This is a genomic window from Sphingomonas sp. Leaf21, from assembly GCF_916858675.1.
In the GTDB taxonomy this organism is placed as follows: Bacteria; Pseudomonadota; Alphaproteobacteria; order Sphingomonadales; family Sphingomonadaceae; genus Sphingomonas.
Window position 1 is genome coordinate 44,404 of record NZ_CAKASM010000019.1, and the last position, 20,829, is coordinate 65,232.

A 20,829-nucleotide genomic window follows, 5' to 3' on the forward strand; every position below is an offset into this window, starting at 1 on the left:
CATGGCTCGTTTCACCTTCCGCCTGCCCGATATCGGCGAAGGCATCTCCGAGGCCGAGATCGTCGCCTGGCACGTCAAGCTCGGCGATCGGGTCGAGGAGGATCAGTCGGTCGCCGACATGATGACCGACAAGGCGACGGTCGAGATGGAGTCGCCGGTATCGGGGACGATCGTCGAACTGGCGGGCGAGGTCGGCGACCAGGTGCCGATCGGCTCGGCGCTGATGGTGATCGAGACCGATACGGTCGAGGAAGCCGCGTCGCCCGCGACCGGGGAATCGGTGCTGGAGGCGGAAAATCCTGGCGTCGAAGAAGTCGCCACGCCCTCTCCCCTTGTGGGAGAGGGCCGGGGTGAGGGGGCGCCGCAAGCTGCGCCCTCTGCTGAATCCCCCGTGGCCACCCCTCACCCCGACCCTCTCCCACAAGCGGAGAGGGAGCAGAAGAAGGTGTTGGCGTCTCCGGCCGTCCGGGCGCGGGCGCAGGACCTGGGCATCGACCTTGGCAGCGTGAAGCCCGCCGAGGGCGACCGGGTGCGCCATTCGGATCTGGACGCGTTCCTGCGTTACGGTTCGGGGCAGGGCTATACCCCCGCCCGTGCGCCCCGCGCGGACGAGCAGGTGCGCGTCATCGGGATGCGCCGCCGCATCGCCGAGAACATGGCCGCCTCCAAGCGCGCCATTCCGCACTTCACCTATGTCGAGGAAATCGACGTCACCGCGCTGGAAGAGACGCGCGCGCAGTTGAATGCGGGGCGCGGCAACCGGCCCAAACTCACGCTGCTGCCGCTGTTGATCGTCGCGATCTGCAAGACCCTGCCCGATTTTCCGATGCTCAACGCGCGTTACGACGACGAGGCGGGCGTGGTGAACCGTTCGGGCGCGGTGCACATGGGCATGGCGACGCAGACCCCTGCCGGGCTGATGGTCCCCGTCATCCGCAACGCCGAGAGCCGCAATGTCTGGCAGTTGGCGACCGAGATCGGCCGTCTCGCCGACGCGGCGCGTACCGGCGGCATCGCCAGCACCGACATGGGCGGCGGCACGATCACGCTGACCTCGCTCGGGCCGCTTGGCGGGATCGCGACGACGCCCGTCATCAACCGGCCCGAGGTCGCGATCATCGGCCCGAACCGCATCGTCGAGCGACCCGTGTTCCGTTCGGACGGGCGCGGCGGCGAGACGATCGCGCGCGCCAAGCTGATGAACCTGTCGATCAGCTGCGATCACCGGGTGGTCGATGGCTATGACGCGGCAAGCTATGTCCAGGCGTTGAAGCGGTTGCTCGAAACGCCGGTGATGCTGTTCGCGGATTGAGGCCTGGGGCGGGGCGTGGTGTCGGGGCGTGGCCTTCGACTTCGCGCGGGCTGAACGGATGTCGGGTGCACGCTTGAACCTATCCGCCAGGTGCGCGTCCTACCCCTGACAGGAGGATTGGGATGCGCGGCATGACGGCGGGATCTGTGCAAGTTACCTCGGACGGCGTCGTCGACGGCATGATCGGCGGCGACGTCATCGTCGCATCCGGGATCCGGGCCATCGTCAAGGGGATGGTCGCAGGCGACGTCATCGTCGAGGCCGGTGCGGAGGTCCGTATCACCGGCATGGTCGCAGGCCGCGTCGTGAACCACGGCGGGCTGGTCGACATGCGGGGCATGGTCGCGGGCTGAGCCCTGGCTTGCCTTCCCGCCGCGAAATGTGGTCAGGGGCGGGCATGACGACCGACCGCACCGCGCGAACCGGCCTGTTGCTCGGCATCGGGGCCTATATCAGTTGGGGCGTTCTCCCGCTCTATCTCAAGCTGCTGAAGGGCGTGCCCGCACTGCAGGTGCTGGCGCACCGAATCCTGTGGTCGCTGTTGCTGCTCGCGGTCGTCGTGCTGATCGCCCGGCGCGGGCCCGCGATCCGGGCGGCGGCGCGGGGGCGGACGCTGCTGCTGCTCTGCGCCAGCGCCGCGCTGATCGCGATCAACTGGCTGATCTATATCTGGTCGGTCCAGAACAACCATGTGCTGGAGGCGAGCCTCGGCTATTTCATCAATCCGCTGGTCAATGTCGCGCTGGGCGTCGCGTTGCTCGGCGAGCGGATCCGGCGCGGTCAGACGATCGCGGTGGGGATCGCCGCGCTCGGCGTCGTGGTGCTGGCGGTCAGCGACGGCGGGGCGATCGGCATTTCGCTCGCGCTCGCGCTGTCGTTCGGCTTCTACGGCTTCGTCCGCAAGATCGCGGCGATCGATGCGCTGGGCGGACTGACGGTCGAGACGCTGTTGCTCGCCGGTCCGGCTCTGGCGGTGCTGTTTCACGCCAACAGCACCGGGACGGCGGCGTTCGGGAGCGACCGGCACCTCGACATGCTGCTGATCCTGGCGGGGGCGGTGACGGCGGCGCCGCTTCTGATGTTCGCGGCGGCGGCGCGGCGGATGCGCTACGCCACGCTGGGGCTGTTGCAATATATCGCCCCGACGCTCCAGTTCGCGCAAGCCGTGCTGCTGTTCGGCGAGCCGTTGAAGCCCGTCCACATCGTCACCTTCGCACTGATCTGGACCGGCTGCGCCCTCTACGCGTTCGACAGCGTGCGCGGCAGCCGGACACCGGTTACGGCGGAATAGGTCCGCGCCTCCGTGCGAAGCAGGACCTATCGCCGCCCGCTCTGCAACCGCGCCACCGCCCGCCGGAGTACCGAGCGTGGGGTCACGCGCGTGCTCGCGGCGGTGACGCGGTTGAGCAGGCCCGACACCATCACCGCCTGTCCCCGGTCGAGCGCGGCGAGGCCGTCGCGGACCACCTGTTCGGAGTCCGAGGCGAAGCGGGTGAAGAGCGGCGTCTCCGCCATGCCCGCGACCTCCGCGAACTCGGTCCTGGTGGGGCCCGGACATAGCGCGGTCACGGTGATCCCCCGCGCCTTGACCTCCTCGTGCAAGGCTTCGGAGAAATGGAGCACGAAGGCCTTGGTGGCGTAATAGACCGCCATATAGGGCCCTGGCTGGAAGGCGGCGGTCGACGCGATGTTGAGCACGGCGCCGCGCCCGCGCGCCAGCATCGGCGGCAACAGGGCGTGGGTCAGCGTGACCAGCGCGCGGACGTTCAGGTCGATCATTCCCGTCTGCGCGCCGAGGTCGCTCTCGGCGAAATCGCCCAGCGCGCCATAACCCGCATTGTTGACGAGCGTGTCGATCGAGAGCCCCCGGTCGGCGATCCCCTCGAGCAGCGCCTTCACGCCCTCCGGCTTTCCCAGATCGGCGGAGACGACATGCACCGTCACCCCCGGTCGCTGCCCCAATTCGGTCGCCAGCGCCGCCAGACGATCGGTCCGCCGCGCGGTCAGGACGAGCGTGACCGGCTTTTTGGCCAGTGCGCGGGCGAATTGGGCGCCCAGTCCGGCGGAGGCGCCGGTGATCAGGATAGTGTCGGTCATCGCCGCGCTCCCAAAAGGGGGGGCGGCTATCCGTTCAGCCAGCCGCCGGTGAATCCTGCCCTTTGCAATCCCCGTTGCAGATGGGGGTTCCGCCGCATCGTCTTCCAGATCAGGCCGGTGCGCTGATTCTCGATCATCGCGACGATCGGTCCCTGGTCGATCCCCAAATAATCCTTGTCGACCCAGCCGATGCCGGGGACGATCCGGCCGTGTTTCAACGGCTCGGCCGTATCGGTCAGCGTCGGGTTGAACGCGTCGAGGAAGCCGTATCGACCGTAGATGCCATTGCCATAGCGATCATGCATCGCGCGCACGGCCGGAACGGCGATCTCGGGCGCGAAGGCGATCGACGCGGCGGCGGCGGTCGGCGCGAGCGTGCCGTCGTCGCGCTCGCCGGGGCCGCGCGCCGAATAGCTGAAGAAGCGGCAGGGGGTTTCGTCGATGACCCGGGTGAAATCACCGGGACCGTCGCAGGCGGTCAGGCCCCAGATGTCGGCGCCATAGCCGCGCCAGCGCCCCGCATTGTCGATGGCATATTGGCGCTGGGCATAGGCGGCGCGGCGGCTGTTCTCGAAATAGTCGATGCCCTTGGTGGCCATATAGCCGTCGCGGATGCCTTTGAAGTCGACCCAGACATGGCTGTATTGATGGCCGAAGAGCGGCGCGAAGTGGAGATGCGGCTCGCCCCGCTGCGTCGTCCAGCTCGGCTCGAACCGGCTGGTCCAGGCGGCCCATGTGCCTTCGGGCAGCGGATGGGTGGGGGACCCCAGCGCGAGCAGATACAGCAGCATGCCTTCGTTATAGATATCCCAGTCGGACGGGATGAACCCGCTTTCCGGATGCCATCCCATGGCGAGCAGCGGTGCGCGCGGGGTGATCCAGGTCCAGTCGACCGCGCCGTAGATCCGGTCGGCCAGCGCGCGTATCCGGGCTTCGTCGGGATGCTCGCCGTCGAACCAGCTCTGCGCGAACAGGACGCCGCCGAGCAGCAGTGCGGTGTCGACCGTCGACAGTTCGCAGCGCGCGAAGCGCTGCCCCTTGGTCACGCCGAGAAAGTGGTAGAAGAAGCCCTTATAGCCGCTGAACCCCGTCTCGCCCGGCCCCTGCGGCGTGTCGGCGAAGAATTGCAGCGTGGTCAGCGTCCGCGCGCGCGCCTCCTCCCGCGTGATCCAGCCATTGACCACCCCGACCGGATAGGTGGTCAGCGCGAAGCCCACCGCCGCGATCGAGGCGAAGGACGGCGTCGGCCAGCGATCTGGGGCGAGGCCGGTCTGAGCGTCCGTCGTCTCCCAGAAAAAGCGGAAGGTCCGCTCTTGCAGGTCGCGGATCAGGTCGGGCTGCGCAGGCGGGATGAGCTGCGGCGGCGCGATCCGCTCCCCCGACCGGGTACAGCCCGTCGCCAGCGCGGCAAGGCTCAGGCCGCCCAGGCTCAGGACGCGGCGGCGATCGTACATGGCCTCTCCTTGCTTGCGGCCCGATCCGGTCGGTCGTCAGAAGCGATAACCGACCCGGAACTGGATCCGACGCGGCAGGGTCAGCAAATTGGTGCCGACCCGCGCGGGCTCGAGCGGATCGGTCACCCCGCCGCCCGGCGCGGGGGTGTTGTTGAAGAACTCGTCGAAGCCCGAGAAGTTCTTGTTGTCGAAGGCGTTCAGCACATCGACCGCCGCCTCGAGCTGATCCTCGCGACCGAAGACACGGAATTTCTTCGCCAGCGTCAGGTTGACCTCGCAAAAGGCGAACAGCCCCTTGATGCAGTTCTTGGCCGGATAGGCGGCGGTGAAGCGGTTGAAGCCCGACTCCGCGCCATTGGTCCCGTCGGTGACCTGATAGGCCGAGCCGCTGCCCAGCGTGGTCAGCGTCGAGAACTGGAAGCCCAGCGGCAGGTCGACGATGCCCGAGATCACCACCCGGTGCCGCTCGTCCCCGCGCGTCGGGCGCCAGCCATAATCGTCGGGCGTCACCGCATCCAGGCTGAACAGATCGCCGCCATTCTGCTCCGACTTCGACAGGGTATAGGCGATGTTGACTCCCCAGCCGGAGGCCTGGGTGTAGGTCTTGTCGAGGGTGAAGAAGATCGCCTTGTACCGCGTATCCAGCCCGTCGAAGCCGATGATCGCGTTGGAATAGCCGAAGGGGATGACCGGCGCGGTATTGCAGCACGGGCCCAGCCCGTTGAGCGTCCGCGTCGCGAAGATGTTGGTATAGCCGTTGCGTCCCCGCTGGTACGAACCGGTCAGCGCGGCCTGGAAGATGCCGACCTTTTGCCGCACGCCCAACGACACCTGATCGTTGACCGGCGGGCGGGCATTGTTCTTCACCGCGAACAGCTCGGGCAGACCGACCTCGGGATTGGTGTTGATCAGCGTCAGCAGGCCCGCGCGGTCGGCATAGGCGCTGTTCCACCGCACGGTCGGCAGGCCGTTGCGCGGGCTGCCGTCGGCGGAGAAGCGGAACACGCCGATCGGATTGATCGTGCGGCTCAGTTCGTCGACCGTGTTGTTGAAATTGTTGCGGTCGTAATAGCGGCCCGCGCCGCCGAAGATGACGGTCGACTGATCGTCCTTGATATCCCAGGAGAAGCCGAAGCGCGGCGCGATCGCACCGGCAAAGGGTTTCCGCTTCGTGCCGTCGGTGATGTAGTTCTCGGGATCGAAATAGCTGGTTCGCGGCAAGGCGCGCAGCGCGGCAGCGGCGGCGGCGGGGGTGCGATACTGGTTGTTGAAGCCGTTGGTCTCATAGTCCCAGCGGACGCCGACATTGAGCTGCAACGTCTCGGTTACGTCCCAATCGTCCTGGACGTACAGGCCGACCTGCGTGTTCGAGCCGTAGATGCGGCCATTGCCCAGCCCCAGCCGCGCCTCGGCGGGGAAGGCGAAGTTCAGATTGTTCTGCGGCTCGCGGCGATAGGTGTAGCGCGGCTGGATATAGGCCTGGTTGTTGAACTCGATATCGGTGATCTCGACGCGTGCGCCCATCTTGAAGACGTGGTTGTCCAGCCCGCTATAGGTGAAGTCGTCGCGGATCGTGTAATTCTGCTGCACCTCGCGCCGGGTCGAATCCTTGCCGCCGAAGACGATGACCGCGTCATAGTCGTAGGAGGGCAGGCCCGGGTTCAACGATGTCGGGTTGAACGCGTAATAGAGATAGTTGGCGTTGAATTCGTTGATGAAGTTGTCGCCGTTATAGGTCCATTTGTAGAGATAGGTGTCGACGGTGTTGAGCTTGTTCTCCGCCGCCTCATAGGCGACGTTCCCGCCAAAGCCCTGGATGTCGCTTTCGGTCCGGCGGCTGTACGACAGGTCGAACACCTGGCGATCATCGGGGGTGAAGGTCAGCTTGCCGAAATAGAAGTCGCCCCGGAACGGGCTGACATAGGCGCCCTCGAACTCGCTGAGGCGGCGGCCCGAAAATTGCTCGAACTCGGCGATCGCGGCGGCGGAGCCGGTGCTCTGCACGTTGAATGCGCGGTCCTGGTCATTGCCCTCATAGGCGCCGAAGAAGAACAGCTTGTCCTTGATGATCGGGCCACCCAGCGAGATGCCATATTGCTTGCGGGTGAAGGCGGGCTTGGGCCGGTCGTTGACCTCGTCGAGATAGCTGCGTTCGGTCAGGCTGCGATTGGTGTATTGGCCGAAGATCTCGCCGTGGAATTCGTTGGTGCCCGACTTGGTGACGGCGGTGATGATGGCCGAGCCCGCCTGCTCATACTCCGCCTTGTAGTTCTGGGTGAGGACGCGGAATTCCTGGACGGCGAGCTGGCCGAAGGGATTGCCGCGGCTGTTCTGCTGACCCGCCACGCCACCCTCGCGCAGCTTGTTCTTGAGCGAGACGCCGTCGATGAAGACGTTGACCTGGCTGGCGGTCGACGCGCCCGAGGTGAAGCTCTTGTCGGTCTCGCTGTCATTGTAGCGGACGCCGGGCGCGAGCGCGGCGAAGGTCAGGAAGTTGCGGTCGGTCTGCGGCAGGGTGCGGATCTGCGCCTGGCTGACATTGGTGGCGATCTCGCTGGTGCGGGTTTCGACCAGGCGACTGCCGGTGACGACGACTTCCTGGCCGTTTCCGGCCGAAGCGCCGCCGGCGGCGATCTCGCTACCCGCGCCGGCCTCGCCCGCCGCCGCCGCCGCGCCGAGGCGCAGGTCGAGTGTCGCGGACTGGCCGATCGAGACGGTGACGAGCTGGGTCACGGTCTGGCCGTCCGTGGCCGTGGCGGTCACCCGATACTGGCTGGGGCGAAGGCCGCCGAGCACGAAATTGCCCGCCGGGTCGGCGGTCTGACGGAAGGTCTGGTTGGTCGCGGTGTTGACCGCGACGATCTGCGCGCTCGCACTGCCCGCGCCATCGGCCCCGCGAACCTGTCCGCGGATCTGCGCGGTGGTCGTCTGCGCCGCCGCCGGGGCGCTCAGCACCGCCGCGCCGCCCAGGATCGTCGAACCTGCCAGCGTTGCACGCAACGCAGCCGTCATCATCGCCTTCATGCCGTTTCCCCGACTGCCGGTCGTCGACGCACTGCCTCGCCGTCCCGGTCATTGCCTCGGGCGCCACCCCCGAAAGGCCCACGTCGCGAAGGCGCGGGGCGGGTCGGCGAGGTGGGGAAGGGGCGGCCCGCCTCCGGGCCGCCCGGCATCCTCTCCCGCCAAGAAGCCCGCCGGCTCCCGATGTCCGATGCCGACCTGTGCCGACCGATCATCATGACATGCCCGTCATCTAGTCCCGTCATCGGCACGGGCTCAAGCGTCTGTCGGCACAACCGTGATCGAAGACCGTGCGGTGTGACTTTCGAGCAACGGGTATGGTGCTGGCGTTGATGTCGCGACGCGGGCTAATAGAAGGGCATGACAGTCGAAATTCGCCATGACGGGCCCGTCGCGATCCTGACCCTACGGAATCCGCCCAATAATCATCTGGGGCTGGGAACCATTTCGGCGCTGGTGGGTGCGTTCGATGCAATCGAATCCGATCCCGCCATTCGCGCGATCCTGCTGCGATCCGAGGGTCGGGTATTCTGTGCGGGCGCGGATTTGGTTAACGCCAATCCCGTCGCCGACCCGCTGCCCGAGGGCGAGCGCAGCCCCTTCTATCTGGCGGCGGCGCGATTGTTCGGCGTGGCCACGCCGGTCGTCGCGGCGGTGCAGGGGGCGGCGGTCGGTGCCGGACTTGGCCTGACGCTGGTCGCAGATTTCCGCATCGCCTCACCCGAGGCGCGGTTCGTGGCGAACTTCGTCCAACTCGGACTGCATCCCGGCTTCGGCATTTCGGCGGTACTGGAGCGCGTCATCGGGCGCCAGCGTGCCGCGATGATGCTGCTGACCGGGCGGCGTATCGCGGGCGAACAGGCGGAGCGCTGGGGCCTGGTCGACGAACTGGTGCCCGCGGAGTCGCTCTACGACACCGCGCTGGCACTGGCGCATGAGATCGCGGCGGCGGCGCCGCTCGCGGTGGCGTCGACCCGCCGGACGCTGCGCGGCGACCTGCGCGCGCTGGTCGAGACGGCCACCGATCATGAACTGGCCGAACAGGCGAAGCTGATGCGGACCGAGGACTTCGCCGAGGGCGTCCGCGCGGTGACCGAAAGGAGGCCGGGCCGGTTCGTCGGCCGGTAAGGCCGATCTTCCGTTCAGGCCGAACGGCGGTCGGGACGACCCCTATCGCGCCGCCAGTTCCGCCTTGCGCGCGGGCAGCGCCGCCAGGATCGCGCGACGTTCGTCGGCGGGCTTGGCGCTCCAGTTGGAGATTTCGCGGATCGTCCGTGCGCAGCCCAGGCACCAGCCCGTCGCCTTGTCCATCGTGCAGACATTGACGCAGGGGCTGGCGACGCTCGGCGACTGCGGCTCGACGAAGCTGATGATGTCCAGCGACATGATCGGATCAGATCCCGAACGACACCTTCAGGAAGTCGGGGATCGGGCCGTTCCAACCCGTGTCGTCCGCCACCTCGTCACCGCGCGAACGGCGGCGATCGCGGCGCGGCGTGTCGTCGTTGCGCGGCGCACGCGGTTCCTCGAACCGGGACTCCTGCCGACGTGGCCGCTGCGTGCGGGCAGGGGGCTCCTCGGCCACGACCTCGGGCTGCGGCGGCGACGTCTCGGTCTCGACCGGTCGGGGCGCGCGATCGCGGCAGGTCCGGCGGGCGGGGCGTTCCTCCTCGGCGGGAGCGGGAAGGTCGAGCCGATCGATCTTCTGACCGGTCAGCTTCTCGATATTCTCGAGATTTTCGGCATCGTCCGGCGCCACGAAGGTATAGGCGACGCCCGTCGCGCCGCCACGCCCGGTGCGGCCGATGCGATGGACATAGTCATCGGGATGCCAGGGCGCGTCGAAGTTGAACACATGGCTGACGCCCTTGATGTCCAGCCCGCGCGCCGCGACGTCGGAGGCGACGAGGATGTTGACGTCCCCGCGCTTGAACAAATCCAGCTCGGCCAGCCGCTGCGGCTGTTCCATGTCGCCATGGATCTCGCCCGAGCGGAAGCCGTGCTGCTTGAGCGACTTGTTGAGTTCGCGAACCGTCGTCTTGCGGTTGCAGAAGATGATCGCGGTGCGAACCTCTTCCTGCTGGAGAAGCTGGCGGAGCCGCTTGCGCTTCTCGAACGACTGCGCCGCGACGGGCACGATCCACTGCTTGATGTTGATGTTGGTCGAGGCGGGACGCGCAACCTCAATCGTCTTCGGGTTCTCGAGGAACTTGTCGGCCAGCTTCTTGATCGGCGGGGGCATGGTCGCCGAGAAGAGCAGGGTCTGGCGCTGCGACGGCAGCTTGGTGCAGATCTCCTCGATGTCGGGGATGAACCCCATGTCGAGCATCCGGTCCGCCTCGTCGATGACCAGCATCGAACAGCCGGTCAGCAGGATGTTGCCACGCTGGAACAGGTCCATCAACCGGCCCGGCGTCGCGATCAGCACGTCGACGCCCCTTTCCAGCGCCTTGACCTGGTCGCCCATCGACACGCCGCCGATCAGCAGCGCCATCGAAAGCTTGTGGTTGGCGCCGTATTTCTCGAAATTCTCGGCGACCTGCGCGGCCAGCTCGCGCGTCGGCTCGAGGATCAGGCTGCGCGGCATCCGGGCACGGCTGCGGCCATGCGCCAGGATGTCGATCATCGGCAGCACGAAGGAGGCGGTCTTGCCCGTCCCGGTCTGTGCGATACCGATGATGTCGCGCATCATCAGAACCGACGGGATGGCGGAGGCCTGAATCGGCGTCGGCTCGGTATAGCCGGCGTCGTTGACCACCTTCAGAAGTTCGTCGGAGAGGCCGAGATCGGCAAAGCTCATGCAGTTTTCCGAGATATGGCGGGAAGGGAATCGTCCCGCGCTCGCCCAGCAGCGTCTCCGCGCTTGCGGATTTGGCGCCGAAAGTCAAGTTTTGCCGAGGTCGACGCGCCCGGACTAGCGTGCCGGAACGAGGGAGCGGAAGCGTTCGATGTCGCAGGTCCGGCCCGCCCGCGTGCGGATCGGATCGCGATCGGCGCAGATCTGTCCGTCGGGGCCAGGGCGGATATAGAAACTGGAATAATAGTCGATCTGCCGACAGGCGCGGGCGAGACGCGCGCGCACCCGCTTGCCGCCGGTCAGGACGATGTCGATCGCGCCCTCCTCGGCGGGCAGCGCGCCCGCCAGTTGTTGCGCGGCGATGCAGCGGGGGCCCTTGCGCTCCTTCCAGCGTGTCGGCGCAGGCGGCGGGGCGGTACGCGGCACGCGGATCACGACCCGCTCGCGGATGACGACCTGCGCATAGCGGACGGCCGGAATCGGATCCGTCGCCCCGAGCAAGGCGGGCGTCGTCAGCGTCAACGACGCGATGGCGGCGAGGTTTCGATAGCGGCGCAACATGTCAGCGGAGCTGTTCATAGGGCGCATCGTTGAACGCTTCATGAACCTGCTTTAGTCGGTGCCGCCATGCATTCCGCCCAGACCGCCCTGCTGCAAGCCCTGTCGCCGATCCTGGGGGACAAGGGCATCGTCACCGATCCCGCGCTGATCGCGCCGTGGGAGATCGACTGGCGGCGTCGCTTTTCGGGCCATGCGCCCGCGATCCTGGCACCCGCCGATACCGGGCAGGTGCAGGCGGTGCTGCGCGCGGCGGTCGAGCACCGGGTGCCGCTCGTCCCGCAAGGGGGCAACAGCTCGATGGTCGGTGGCGCGACGCCGCCGGACGACGGATCGGCGCTGATCCTGTCGACCCGTCGGATGAACCGCATTCGCCGGATCGATGCGGATGCCGCGACGGTCGTGGCCGAGGCCGGCGTGATCCTGGCCGATCTGCATTCGGCCGCCGAGCGGGAGGGGATGCGCTTCCCGCTCACCCTGGGGGCCAAGGGCAATGCGACCATAGGCGGGCTGGTCTCGACCAATGCGGGCGGTACGCAGGTGTTGCGCTTCGGCACGATGCGGGGGCTGACCCTGGGCGTCGAGGCGGTGCTGCCCGACGGCACGCTGTATGACGGGCTGGCCGCGCTCAAGAAGGACAATCGCGGCTACGACCTCGGACAGCTGCTGATCGGTGCCGAGGGGACGCTGGGCATCGTCACGGCCGCGGCCTTGCGGCTCGCGCCCGCGATCGCGGCCAGCGCGACGGCCTGGGTCGGGCTGGCCGATCCCGCCGCCGGACTGGCGCTGCTCCGGCGCTTGCAGGCGGCGACCGACATGGTCGAGAGCTTCGAGATCATGCCCGCCGAAAGCCTGGCCGCCGCGGTCGCGCACCTCCCCGGTGCGCGCAGCCCGCTGGACCGCGATCACCCCTGGCACGTCCTGATCGAGGCGGTGAGCGGCGATCCCGCCGCCGATCCGGCCGCGATGCTGGAGGGGCAACTCGCCAGGGCGCTGGCCGAGGGCGTCGTCGCCGATGCGGTGATCGCCGCGTCGCAGGCGCAGGGCGAGGCCTTGTGGCTGCTCCGCCATTCGCTGTCCGATGCCGAGCGGGCGCTGGGTCCGGCGGTCCAGCATGATATCGCGGTGCCGGTCGAGGCGATGCCGCGCTTCATGGTCGAGGCGGCGGCGGCATGCGACGCGCGCTTCCCCGGCACCCATGCCTCGGGCTTCGGCCATCTGGGCGACGGCAACATCCATTTCCACGTCCGCGCGGCACCCGGCACCGATCGCGACCGATTCTATGCCGAGCAGGCGGCGACCATCAACTGCTTCGTGCATGACCTGGTGATGGCGGCGGGGGGCACGATTTCGGCCGAACACGGCATCGGTCAGATGAAGCGTGACGAGCTGGCGCGCCTTTCGCCCGAACGGGTTAGCGCGATCCGCGCCATCAAGACGGCGCTCGATCCGCACGGTCTGTTCAATCCCGGCAAGCTCGTCGCTTGCGCATAAGGCTTCGGCCCCATAGACACTGGCGTCCGACACGCGGCCGGGGGGCTCGCGTGGACTGAGTTTTTTGGAGATCATCATGGCCAGCGCGCCGTCCCTTCCCCTTTTCTACAACGGCCTCGAGCCGCTTTCGAGCGAGGCTCACGCCAATTTCAAGGTTCGTCCGCAGGAGACGGCGCCCTTCCTGGTCGGGCAGCATGCGATCCCCGTGACCGTCGATGAATTCCCGCTGGTGCAGCGTTTCATGCCGATCGTCTTCTCGGTGGGCGAGCAGCCGATCCCGCTGGCGCTGATGGGCCTGAACGAGGGCGTCAACGTCTTCGTCGACGACGAAGGCCGTCTGACCGAGACGAACTTCTACGTTCCCGCCTATATCCGCCGCTATCCCTACATGCTGGCCAAGCTGCGTCCCGAAGCCGACGAGCTGTCGCTGTGCTTCGACCCGACCTCGCCGACGATCGGCGCGTTCGACGATGGCGATGCGCTGTTCGACGGCAGCCAGCCGAGCGAGCTGACCAAGAACATCCTGTCGTTCAACGAATCGTTCGAACAGGCGGGCGCGCGTACCCAGAACTTCATGACCGAGCTGGCCGAAATGGGTCTGCTGATGGACGGCGAAGTCTCGATCCAGCCCGAAGGCGCCGACCAGCCCTTCGTCTATCGCGGTTTCCAGATGATCAACGAAGAGAAGCTGGTCGACCTGCGCGGTGACCAGCTGCGCAAGATGAGCCAGTCGGGTATGCTCCCGCTGCTCTATGCGCACCTCTTCTCGCTGTCGCTGATGCGCGACATCTTCGCCCGTCAGGCGCAGTTGGGCAAGATGCCGCAGCCGCAACTCCAGCCGCTGGGCTGATCCGATGCGCGGACAGCTCGCCGCTGGTTCGCGCTACAGCCATGTCGCGATCGTCTTCCACTGGACGATCGCGGCACTGGTCGTCGCCAATCTTGCGATCGGCCTGCTCCACGAAAGCCTTTTGCGGGGCACGATGGGGCTTCACAAGTCGATCGGCCTGACCGTGCTGGTGCTGACCGCCGCACGCGTCGCCTGGCGACTGGGGCATCGCCCGCCGCCGCTGCCCGCCGATGTGCCGCCCTGGGCGCGGGGCAGTGCCCATGCGCTTCACGCGACCCTCTATCTGCTGATGATCGTCATGCCGCTGACCGGTTGGGCGATGGGTTCGGGCCGCGACGTGCCGCGCCCCGTCAGCTGGTTCGGCCTCTTCGACGTGCCGCCGCTACCGATCGGCAAGGCCGCCGCAGGGTTCGGGCACGAGGCGCATGAGCTGCTCGGCTGGCTGATGCTCGGTCTTGTCGTCATCCATGTCGCGGCCGCGCTGCGCCACCATTTCCTGCTGCGCGACGGCCTGCTCCACCGCATGAGCTTCCGCGCCCGCTGATCCGCCTCGCATCGGTGAGGGGGCAGGACGAAGCCCTGACGCAGATGGGGGATTCGACGGGGTGATCCCTCGGGCGGCGATCCGCTTTCCCGCCAGCCGTTACGAAAAAATGACGAATTGCTTGGCCGGGGGTTGAACCAAATAGGCCCTTTCTTATTTATACCCTGTACGACGTCGTGTCCCCCCTTTCGCGATGTCGTATGACACGCTTTCAGCGTGTCTCCTCCCTGAACCTTGGCCACCTCGCGCTCTCCCCCTTGCGCGAGGTGGTTTTTTATTCGGCGGCGAGCGTGGTCGGCAGGCCCAGCGCCTCGGCATGCAGCGCGACCACGATGCCGCGCACCAGTGCCACCGTCCGGTCGAAGCCGGGCCCCGGTGCTTCGAGTGCATCGTCGAGATAGAGCGATCGGTCGAGTTCGAGCTGGATGGCGTGGATTCCCCGCCGTGGCGCGCCGTGGCGCTGCACGATATGCCCCCCGGCATAGGGCGCGTTACGGGTGACGGGGATCCCCACCGCGCGCGCCTCCGCCTCGACCCGGCGGACGAAGCGGGTGTCGGCCGTCTGGCCATGCCGGTCGCCGATGACGATGCGCGGCACCATGTCGGCGGCCCCCAGCGACGGCATCGAATGCAGATCCAGCAGCACCGCGACCCCGAACCGGGCGTGCGCGTCGAGCAGCGCCCCGGCCAGCGCGTCATGATAGGGCCGATGGTCGGCGACGATCCGAGCGACCATCTCGACGTCGGTAAAACGGCGGTTCCAGATGTCGCCATGCCCGCCGATCCGTCGGGGGACCAGTCCCAGGCCGCTTCGCAGCTTGGGTGAGGGGCGCCCGGTGGGCCGAGCGCCCAGATCGATGACCGGATCGCGCTCGCCTTCCTCGCGGTTGAGGTCGATCCAGGCGCGGGGCAGGGCCTGGATCAGCGTGACCTCGTCCTGCCGCGCGGCAACCGCGACCCGATCGATCAACCGATCCTCGAGCCCCATGATCGCCGGGAGAGGGATGCGCAGCGCCGCGATCAGCGCGGGCGGATAGAGGCGACCGCCATGCGGGACCGAGATCACCACCGGGCCGGACGCCGCCGCGCCGAGGCATTCGAAAGAGGCGCCGATGTTCGCGCTGGCCATGATCGGGACCCTAGGTCGCACCGGGAAAGGGCGCAACGGTCTGGATATTTTAACCTGCCATTCGTTAAACCGGCGACCAAGATGAATCGGGATCACACCATGTTTCACATCCTGCTGGCCGAAGACGACGCGGTCATGCGCGAATATCTGACCCGCGCCCTGACACGCTCGGGCTACCGGGTGTCGGCGGTCGATCGCGGCACCGCCGCCTTGCCGCTCCTGGAGAGCGAGCAATTCGACCTCCTGCTGACCGATATCGTCATGCCCGAGATGGACGGCATCGAACTCGCCCAGCGTGCGGCGGCGATCGCCCCGGACCTGCGCGTGATGTTCATCACCGGCTTCGCCGCGGTGACGCTGAAGGCCGGGCAGGCGGTGCCCAATGCGCGCGTCCTGTCCAAGCCCTTCCACCTGCGCGATCTGGTGATGGAGGTGGACCGACTTTTTCACGCGGATTCGGTCGACGGCGCAATTTAGGGGTTGTCAGCCCCGAACAACCTGCTAATTGGCCCACCTCCGGCGGGCGTGTAGCTCAGTGGTAGAGCACTGTGTTGACATCGCAGGGGTCGCAAGTTCAATCCTTGCCACGCCCACCATCGAAAACCCCGCTAGGCCAATGGCTTAGCGGGGTTTTTGGTTTTCAGGACTCCGAGTTGCGCGTCACGGTTTTGCGTGCCTTTTGCGTGTCATGCCGAGTGGAACATCCGGGCGTACGGGGGCCTCGGAGGCGCTAGGGCGGCTGCGCCAACGGGTGGGGACCGGCAGCGATGGCGTGAAAAACGATCGGCCATCACACCCATCGCCGCCGTCCATCGGGACCGACTTGCGTGGGTTTTGCGTGGAGCGGCGTCGATATCTTCTGCCCCAGATCGGCGGTAATGTCCCCCAAAGCGCGCTATGTTTCCGCATCGACCTGCGTCCAACCGGATCCCAGTTGTCGTTGCCTGATGGTTGGAAATGGAGGTCGCTTGTCCAAGGACAAGCAGACTCAGTTCGAGCATCAGACCAACCGCGAGATCGAGGTGATGAGGTGCTCGTGCAGATTGCAATGCCGGGGGGGCAAGCCATCGCAGATCGATTAACGAGATGCCAAAATGCATATTTTCACGTGCCTCGGTGGGAAACCGATTATTTTCCGCCGGCATGACGGCGCAAATCTCAGCCGCCTGAGCCAAATTCGACAGTCTGGAAGCGACCGGTCGTCACGTCCGGCGCCGCCTTCCATCGGGATCGACTTGCGTGGGTTTTGCGTGAAGCGGCGTCGCCATCTTCCGGGCCAGCTCGGAGGCAATGTCCTCCAGCCCCTGTCGGGTCTCGGAGAGATAAGCCGGGCTGAAGATCACGTAGCGCCGCGTCGATGGCGGCAGCACCACGTGCCCCAGCGCCAGCGGAATCTCCTGCTGCGAGACGCCGCGCTGTGCGATCAGGGTCGCCATGCTGTGGCGCATCAGCTTGGGGCCGAAGCCGACCGGCACCCCGAACCGCCTTGCCATGACGCTCCACGCCTTTTTGACGTCTGCCACGGGCCGCTGAACCACCCAACGGTCCTCATCCTCCTCTGCCACGCTCTCGTGACAGACCAGCCGGTCGTCCGTCGCCTCCAGCCAATTTGCCAGGAGCGGCGTGACCGGCAGCGCTGGTCGGTACTTCCGCGTCTGAATCCGCCCCGCCGGGTTGAGGTCGAGCACGCTGGCGTCGCGGTGCCATTGCTGCCGGTCGGGCCGCACCGAGATATCGTAGAGCGCGTCCGGCCGCGCCAGCGTGCAGATCGCACCGATCAGGTAGCGGCGCAGTGGCATCAGTCGTGCCGGATGCGCCGGGCTGAGCTCCGGGTCTCCTTCCGTCGTATAGTCGAGCATCTCGGCGATCTGGTCGAGCGATAGGCGGAAGTTGCGCTCCGGCGTCACGGCGGCGCGGGGCAGGTGCTTCAGTTCGGGCACCGCCTCCATACGCTTCACGTTGAACCGCAAGGCTGCCTTCAGCTGGATGATGCTCTCCTCGACCGTCGACTTCGCCCGTTTGCGGGTCGACACGGTCCATTCCCCGGTCTCCGGGTCACGCCGCCGCTGGGTCACGGGATCGATCTCGGTCCCCCATTTTCGAAAACGCATCAGCCATTCGGCGTCCAGCACCGTCGGCAGCACGGGTTCACGCAGTACACCGATCGCGATCTCATGGTCGATGAACCGGTTCACCAGTTTCAGCCGGGCACGGATTGCATCGGCGCTGGCCTGCTCGGCACCGTGCAGCATCCAATAGTCCGTCATCGCCTGATGGACCGTGTAGGACGCCTTGTCGTCATCGGCAGGCTGGTGGAACGCCAGATAGTGACGGTCGAGCACCTCGATTGCTAGGCGAAGATCAGCCGTGCCCGTGCTGCGTCGCTGCATTCGGCCGGAGATCGGGTCGTACCAGCAAATGTAGAGGTTCGGGCTGACAACCTCGCCGCCCTTGCCCCGGAGGTGATCGAGGTGGAATTCACCCCGGCGGTAGAGAACCTTCGGTGCCGGCACTGCGCTTTTTCCTTCAGGATTTCGCTTCGCGCCTTTCCGAGCAGGTTCACTGCACCCACCAGGGTAAGGAGGTCGAGATCCTCCGACTTGAGGTTGATGCCCCGGTCCGTCTGGATCGCACGGGCGATCTTGCGGTCGAGCCGCAGGATGGCGTCGGCGGTTGCCGCGTCGATCATGTCCTGGGGGAGGACCGGGCCGGTCCCCGGCGTCATCGCGACGGTGCCGCCGGCGTCCGCGTCGATGCTCATCATGTCTTTTCCTTCCTGACGTGGGTAACCCCCACGTGCAGGGCCTTCTTCTCACCCGAAGTGGTCGTCGGTGACCTTCAGGCGATCCGCGATCTCGCGTCGCGAGACAGTGACGCCGACATCGGCGGCGATGACCGGCCATTCGGCCAGCGCGCCGCGCGTTCGGTCGATGATCCGGGCGATGACGCGATCCGACAGGCCATGGCGGCGGCCCAGCGCGAGAACATGCGCGCGGGTCGGGTTGCGGCCCTCGCCTTCGACCGCGAGATAATGCTCGCCGCCCGGACCGACCGAGAAGGTCAGGTCATAGGCCGGGGCGAGGCGCCACTCACCGCTCGGTCCCATCAGATAGCTATGCTGCCGGGTATGGTCGTCGCGATTATGCGCCAGTACGTTGAAGACCATGCGGCGGAAGGCTTGTTCGACGTCGCCGGCATGGCGGGTGATCGCCATGGTCGCACGCAGGAATCCGTCATAGTCGAGGCTCGGCATCTCGGACGGGGCTTCGGCTGCCCCGGCGAGCGATACCATGTGCAGCCGGCGTCCGGGGGCCGGTCGGTCGAAGCGGCGCGTCGCGAAATAGCCAGGCCCGTCGCGCTCGGGCAGGACGCGGGATTCTGCGATCGTCAGGCCGGCGGCACGGGCCATGCGCGCATAGGCTTCCTCAACCGGGCCGATATCGACGGGGTCGCCGGTCGCGCGGAACTTGACGATCCAGGCGTCATGGCCGTCCGCGGCCTCGCCGACGCTGATCGCGCCGTCGGGGGCGAAGCCGACATGGACCTTGGGACGAGCGCCGCCCGACGCGCCGCCCAGCGCCGCCAGCGTGTCGACCAGTGCGCCCTCGTCCCCGGCGAGAAGCAACCGCGATTCCTCGGCCAGGGCATCGAGGTCGATCGTCCCGATCGCATCGTCGGGCGTGGTGGCTGGCTGATAGACCAGCGCGCCACGGCCACCGGCGCCGATGATCGCCAGCTGATCGACCGGGTTCAGCGTGTCGAACTGGACGTTGACCCTGGCGAGGCGACGCCGCAGCAGCAGCCGTCCCCAGGCATCGGGCAGGCTGTCCGCCAGGAAGCCGTGCAGTCCGCCGAACGATCGGCTCCGCGCGGCGTGCAGGCCCGGCTCGGGAGGATAGAGCAGCGGGGCGACGGGCAAGCCGCTGCGGATGACGTCGGGCGACCATTCGAGCTGGGCGACGCCACCGGCCATCACGACCCGGCCCGCTTGCGCAGCGGGCGCGGAATCGTCGAACGCCAGTGCGAGCCCCAGCGGTGCCCCCGGCCTCAGCTTCACGACGTGGCCCTCGACGCGGCCCGGCGGCGGCGCTTCGGCGCGGTGCGTTCGGTTATCCGTTTTTGCTCCAGCAGGGCATCCATCGAACTGGCCACCGGCTCCGGAAAGAGGACGAACAGATCCTGCTCGCACCGCAGCGCCACGGCCGCGCGGACGAGGTCGTCGATCGACGCCTTGCCCTCGGCCTCCAGGCGCCGCCAGGTGCGATAGGAGACGCCGGCGCGAGATGCGGCATCGACCTGCGTCAGGTTCATCGCCAGGCGACGATGCTGTATCCTCCGGCCAAGATCGGCCGCGATTTCGCTAGGTGTGTGCAGCATCGTCCAAATATGGCCTTTATGGTTACTCTCGGCAAGCTTCCTGGCCATATCTGGACGCTTATGGGCTTGCGAATAGTTAGATGGCGTTGTCGAGCTCGGTCGAACGATCGGGCCAGACGCTGCCTGCAATCGCCTCGGCGTCCTGGGCAATCTTGTAAGGACGCCCATGCTTGATGAGTAGGCCGTGATGGCGGAGTCGTTCCAGATGCCAGTTCAGCGCACCTTCGCGCGGCATGCCATCGGTGTTGCCGATCGCTTTGATCGTCTTGAGATTGGGGATGGCACCGATGTGCTCCTCACGCTTCTGCCACAGAGCATGAGCACTGACTGCTTTGCCTGCCCTGGCGTCGGTCAGCGCGCAGATCAGTTGCCACATGGCATAGGTTCCGTCCTCCAGCGTGACGGCGGGTTCAATGACTTCATCGTCGGGCTCCTCGTTCGCCTCATCCACGGCTTCCGGGGAGAGGCGATGGGTGACGTCTTCGAACATCCCACCCGGCCGCCGAACCAGGAAATGCTTACCCCGGTGCGAATCGTGGAAGTTCGATTTCGCGAGGCGCACGATGACGACCTCGTCGGCACTCGCCGCTAAACCGGCATCAAGGACCGGCTTGGCCTCGAATGGCGCAGTCTTCTTGCCCTTGGCGGGCTTGTTGCCGCGGAACCGAGGACCCTGGGCCAGACGCACCTCGATGGTTGTGCGCGGCGCAGTTGTCCACAGCGCGACACCGCGTAGGCGGGCGGCAGCATCAATATCCGGATCATTGGGGTCGAACCTAGGTGCCTTGGGCGTATGGCCGATGATGATCCAGAAGATATCGAGCGCCTGGCACAGGCGGTTCATGTAGAAGAAGAAGTTGGTGACCGCATCTGCCGCATTGGAGTCGAAGCCCGCCATCGATGTCGCCGAATCCATGACGACGCCGAGGATCCGGTCTTCCGGCCGCTCTGCCCCCTTGTTCCAGTCGGTGATGAAGACGCGAATGGCCTTCATCGTCTCGGACGGCCCCCATGCGCCGTCCGAGGAGAAGAGGCTCGGATTCGGACGGTCGAACTCCTCTTCGGTCATGCTGATGAAGGGCATGACGTGGATGCGCGAGCAGACCTCGCGCGCGAGGTCTGAGTAGCCCCTAGATTTCTGGACGCCTCGGGTCCTAATTTTGAGGACAGGAGGCGACGATGGGGAAACCCAATTT

20 protein-coding genes and 1 tRNA gene are annotated in these 20,829 nt (G+C 66.8%); 9 read left to right on the forward strand and 12 right to left on the reverse strand.

Annotated elements, in window-relative coordinates; genetic code table 11:
* Window position 1 precedes the first annotated feature (1 nt).
* The 3 genes from LRP66_RS13555 to rarD all read left to right on the forward strand — a co-directional run bounded on the left by LRP66_RS13555 (window position 2) and on the right by rarD (window position 2,603).
* Window positions 2–1,312: a dihydrolipoamide acetyltransferase family protein gene (locus LRP66_RS13555; RefSeq protein ID WP_230483132.1), complete on the forward strand. Its 1,311-nt coding sequence runs from the start codon at window positions 2–4 to the stop codon at window positions 1,310–1,312.
* 131 nt (window positions 1,313–1,443) lie between these two features.
* Window positions 1,444–1,665 (forward strand): hypothetical protein, encoded by a 222-nt coding sequence (locus LRP66_RS13560; protein ID WP_230483133.1) that lies wholly within the window; start codon window positions 1,444–1,446, stop codon window positions 1,663–1,665.
* Window positions 1,666–1,709: 44 nt separating this feature from the next.
* Window positions 1,710–2,603 carry an EamA family transporter RarD gene (gene rarD, locus LRP66_RS13565; protein ID WP_230483134.1) on the forward strand — a complete coding sequence of 298 codons (894 nt, stop codon included), beginning with the start codon at window positions 1,710–1,712 and terminating at the stop codon, window positions 2,601–2,603.
* Between the two features lie 26 nt (window positions 2,604–2,629).
* Here the strand turns inward: rarD and LRP66_RS13570 are convergent, their stop codons facing one another.
* Genes LRP66_RS13570 through LRP66_RS13580 form a run of 3 tightly spaced genes read right to left on the reverse strand, consistent with a single transcriptional unit; the run spans window position 2,630 to window position 7,887 of the window.
* Window positions 2,630–3,409: an SDR family NAD(P)-dependent oxidoreductase gene (locus LRP66_RS13570; RefSeq protein WP_230483135.1), complete on the reverse strand. Its 780-nt coding sequence runs from the start codon at window positions 3,407–3,409 to the stop codon at window positions 2,630–2,632.
* 26 nt (window positions 3,410–3,435) lie between these two features.
* Entirely contained in the window at window positions 3,436–4,863 is a 1,428-nt protein-coding gene (locus LRP66_RS13575) for a glucoamylase family protein (RefSeq protein ID WP_230483136.1), read from the reverse strand.
* 36 nt (window positions 4,864–4,899) lie between these two features.
* Window positions 4,900–7,887 carry a TonB-dependent receptor gene (locus LRP66_RS13580; protein ID WP_230483137.1) on the reverse strand — a complete coding sequence of 996 codons (2,988 nt, stop codon included), beginning with the start codon at window positions 7,885–7,887 and terminating at the stop codon, window positions 4,900–4,902.
* A gap of 357 nt (window positions 7,888–8,244) precedes the next feature.
* Between LRP66_RS13580 and LRP66_RS13585 the strand changes: the two genes are divergently transcribed.
* Window positions 8,245–9,012, forward strand: coding sequence for an enoyl-CoA hydratase/isomerase family protein (locus tag LRP66_RS13585; RefSeq protein WP_230483138.1), 768 nt, complete (start codon window positions 8,245–8,247; stop codon window positions 9,010–9,012).
* A gap of 42 nt (window positions 9,013–9,054) precedes the next feature.
* On the opposite strand, the gene LRP66_RS13590 is transcribed toward LRP66_RS13585, so the two are convergent.
* The 3 genes from LRP66_RS13590 to LRP66_RS13600 all read right to left on the reverse strand — a co-directional run bounded on the left by LRP66_RS13590 (window position 9,055) and on the right by LRP66_RS13600 (window position 11,260).
* Window positions 9,055–9,270, reverse strand: a complete 216-nt coding sequence (locus LRP66_RS13590; RefSeq protein ID WP_230483139.1) for a DUF1289 domain-containing protein — start codon at window positions 9,268–9,270, stop codon at window positions 9,055–9,057.
* A gap of 7 nt (window positions 9,271–9,277) precedes the next feature.
* On the reverse strand, window positions 9,278–10,684 hold the full coding sequence (locus LRP66_RS13595; RefSeq protein ID WP_230483140.1) for a DEAD/DEAH box helicase: 1,407 nt from the start codon (window positions 10,682–10,684) through the stop codon (window positions 9,278–9,280).
* Between the two features lie 114 nt (window positions 10,685–10,798).
* The gene (locus LRP66_RS13600) at window positions 10,799–11,260 is read right to left on the reverse strand and encodes a hypothetical protein (RefSeq protein WP_230483141.1); all 462 of its coding nucleotides are present in this window, start codon (window positions 11,258–11,260) and stop codon (window positions 10,799–10,801) included.
* 48 nt (window positions 11,261–11,308) lie between these two features.
* On the opposite strand from LRP66_RS13600, the gene LRP66_RS13605 reads away from it, so the two are divergent.
* The 3 genes from LRP66_RS13605 to LRP66_RS13615 all read left to right on the forward strand — a co-directional run bounded on the left by LRP66_RS13605 (window position 11,309) and on the right by LRP66_RS13615 (window position 14,127).
* Complete coding sequence (locus LRP66_RS13605) at window positions 11,309–12,733, forward strand: FAD-binding oxidoreductase (protein ID WP_230483142.1); 1,425 nt, start codon at window positions 11,309–11,311, stop codon at window positions 12,731–12,733.
* A 76-nt stretch (window positions 12,734–12,809) separates the two neighbouring features.
* On the forward strand, window positions 12,810–13,583 hold the full coding sequence (locus LRP66_RS13610; RefSeq protein ID WP_230483143.1) for a SapC family protein: 774 nt from the start codon (window positions 12,810–12,812) through the stop codon (window positions 13,581–13,583).
* Window positions 13,584–13,587: 4 nt separating this feature from the next.
* Entirely contained in the window at window positions 13,588–14,127 is a 540-nt protein-coding gene (locus LRP66_RS13615) for a cytochrome b (protein WP_230483144.1), read from the forward strand.
* Between the two features lie 274 nt (window positions 14,128–14,401).
* Here LRP66_RS13615 and LRP66_RS13620 read toward each other — a convergent pair whose 3' ends face one another.
* The gene (locus tag LRP66_RS13620) at window positions 14,402–15,256 is read right to left on the reverse strand and encodes an N-formylglutamate amidohydrolase (RefSeq protein WP_230483145.1); all 855 of its coding nucleotides are present in this window, start codon (window positions 15,254–15,256) and stop codon (window positions 14,402–14,404) included.
* A 99-nt stretch (window positions 15,257–15,355) separates the two neighbouring features.
* Between LRP66_RS13620 and cpdR the strand changes: the two genes are divergently transcribed.
* Window positions 15,356–15,733, forward strand: coding sequence for a cell cycle two-component system response regulator CpdR (gene cpdR, locus LRP66_RS13625; protein WP_230483146.1), 378 nt, complete (start codon window positions 15,356–15,358; stop codon window positions 15,731–15,733).
* 44 nt (window positions 15,734–15,777) lie between these two features.
* A tRNA-Val gene (locus tag LRP66_RS13630) sits at window positions 15,778–15,852 on the forward strand.
* A 606-nt stretch (window positions 15,853–16,458) separates the two neighbouring features.
* Here LRP66_RS13630 and LRP66_RS13635 read toward each other — a convergent pair.
* Genes LRP66_RS13635 through LRP66_RS13655 form a run of 5 tightly spaced genes read right to left on the reverse strand, consistent with a single transcriptional unit; the run spans window position 16,459 to window position 20,717 of the window.
* On the reverse strand, window positions 16,459–17,598 hold the full coding sequence (locus LRP66_RS13635; protein WP_230483147.1) for a hypothetical protein: 1,140 nt from the start codon (window positions 17,596–17,598) through the stop codon (window positions 16,459–16,461).
* 8 nt (window positions 17,599–17,606) lie between these two features.
* Window positions 17,607–18,020 carry a hypothetical protein gene (locus tag LRP66_RS13640; protein ID WP_230483148.1) on the reverse strand — a complete coding sequence of 138 codons (414 nt, stop codon included), beginning with the start codon at window positions 18,018–18,020 and terminating at the stop codon, window positions 17,607–17,609.
* Between the two features lie 48 nt (window positions 18,021–18,068).
* On the reverse strand, window positions 18,069–19,313 hold the full coding sequence (locus LRP66_RS13645; RefSeq protein ID WP_230483149.1) for a type II toxin-antitoxin system HipA family toxin: 1,245 nt from the start codon (window positions 19,311–19,313) through the stop codon (window positions 18,069–18,071).
* The gene (locus LRP66_RS13650; protein ID WP_230483150.1) at window positions 19,310–19,681 is read right to left on the reverse strand and encodes a helix-turn-helix domain-containing protein; all 372 of its coding nucleotides are present in this window, start codon (window positions 19,679–19,681) and stop codon (window positions 19,310–19,312) included. Before LRP66_RS13650 ends, LRP66_RS13645 begins: the two co-directional genes overlap by 4 nt.
* Window positions 19,682–19,709: 28 nt before the next feature.
* On the reverse strand, window positions 19,710–20,717 hold the full coding sequence (locus LRP66_RS13655; RefSeq protein WP_230483151.1) for a hypothetical protein: 1,008 nt from the start codon (window positions 20,715–20,717) through the stop codon (window positions 19,710–19,712).
* Between the last annotated feature and the right edge of the window lie 112 nt (window positions 20,718–20,829).

Excerpts from the sequence above, each read along its gene's own strand:
- LRP66_RS13610 (WP_230483143.1), top strand. The coding sequence starts at position 12,810 with ATGGCCAGCGCGCCGTCCCTTCCCCTTTTCTACAACGGCCTCGAGCCG.
- LRP66_RS13655 (WP_230483151.1), bottom strand. The coding sequence starts at position 20,717 with ATGCCCTTCATCAGCATGACCGAAGAGGAGTTCGACCGTCCGAATCCG.
- LRP66_RS13600 (WP_230483141.1), bottom strand. The coding sequence starts at position 11,260 with ATGAACAGCTCCGCTGACATGTTGCGCCGCTATCGAAACCTCGCCGCC.
- LRP66_RS13555 (WP_230483132.1), top strand. The coding sequence starts at position 2 with ATGGCTCGTTTCACCTTCCGCCTGCCCGATATCGGCGAAGGCATCTCC.
- LRP66_RS13640 (WP_230483148.1), bottom strand. The coding sequence starts at position 18,020 with ATGATGAGCATCGACGCGGACGCCGGCGGCACCGTCGCGATGACGCCG.
- LRP66_RS13580 (WP_230483137.1), bottom strand. The coding sequence starts at position 7,887 with ATGAAGGCGATGATGACGGCTGCGTTGCGTGCAACGCTGGCAGGTTCG.
- LRP66_RS13605 (WP_230483142.1), top strand. The coding sequence starts at position 11,309 with ATGCATTCCGCCCAGACCGCCCTGCTGCAAGCCCTGTCGCCGATCCTG.
- LRP66_RS13575 (WP_230483136.1), bottom strand. The coding sequence starts at position 4,863 with ATGTACGATCGCCGCCGCGTCCTGAGCCTGGGCGGCCTGAGCCTTGCC.
- LRP66_RS13590 (WP_230483139.1), bottom strand. The coding sequence starts at position 9,270 with ATGTCGCTGGACATCATCAGCTTCGTCGAGCCGCAGTCGCCGAGCGTC.
- cpdR (WP_230483146.1), top strand. The coding sequence starts at position 15,356 with ATGTTTCACATCCTGCTGGCCGAAGACGACGCGGTCATGCGCGAATAT.
- LRP66_RS13560 (WP_230483133.1), top strand. The coding sequence starts at position 1,444 with ATGACGGCGGGATCTGTGCAAGTTACCTCGGACGGCGTCGTCGACGGC.
- LRP66_RS13650 (WP_230483150.1), bottom strand. The coding sequence starts at position 19,681 with ATGGCCAGGAAGCTTGCCGAGAGTAACCATAAAGGCCATATTTGGACG.
- LRP66_RS13615 (WP_230483144.1), top strand. The coding sequence starts at position 13,588 with ATGCGCGGACAGCTCGCCGCTGGTTCGCGCTACAGCCATGTCGCGATC.
- rarD (WP_230483134.1), top strand. The coding sequence starts at position 1,710 with ATGACGACCGACCGCACCGCGCGAACCGGCCTGTTGCTCGGCATCGGG.
- LRP66_RS13570 (WP_230483135.1), bottom strand. The coding sequence starts at position 3,409 with ATGACCGACACTATCCTGATCACCGGCGCCTCCGCCGGACTGGGCGCC.
- LRP66_RS13585 (WP_230483138.1), top strand. The coding sequence starts at position 8,245 with ATGACAGTCGAAATTCGCCATGACGGGCCCGTCGCGATCCTGACCCTA.
- LRP66_RS13595 (WP_230483140.1), bottom strand. The coding sequence starts at position 10,684 with ATGAGCTTTGCCGATCTCGGCCTCTCCGACGAACTTCTGAAGGTGGTC.
- LRP66_RS13620 (WP_230483145.1), bottom strand. The coding sequence starts at position 15,256 with ATGGCCAGCGCGAACATCGGCGCCTCTTTCGAATGCCTCGGCGCGGCG.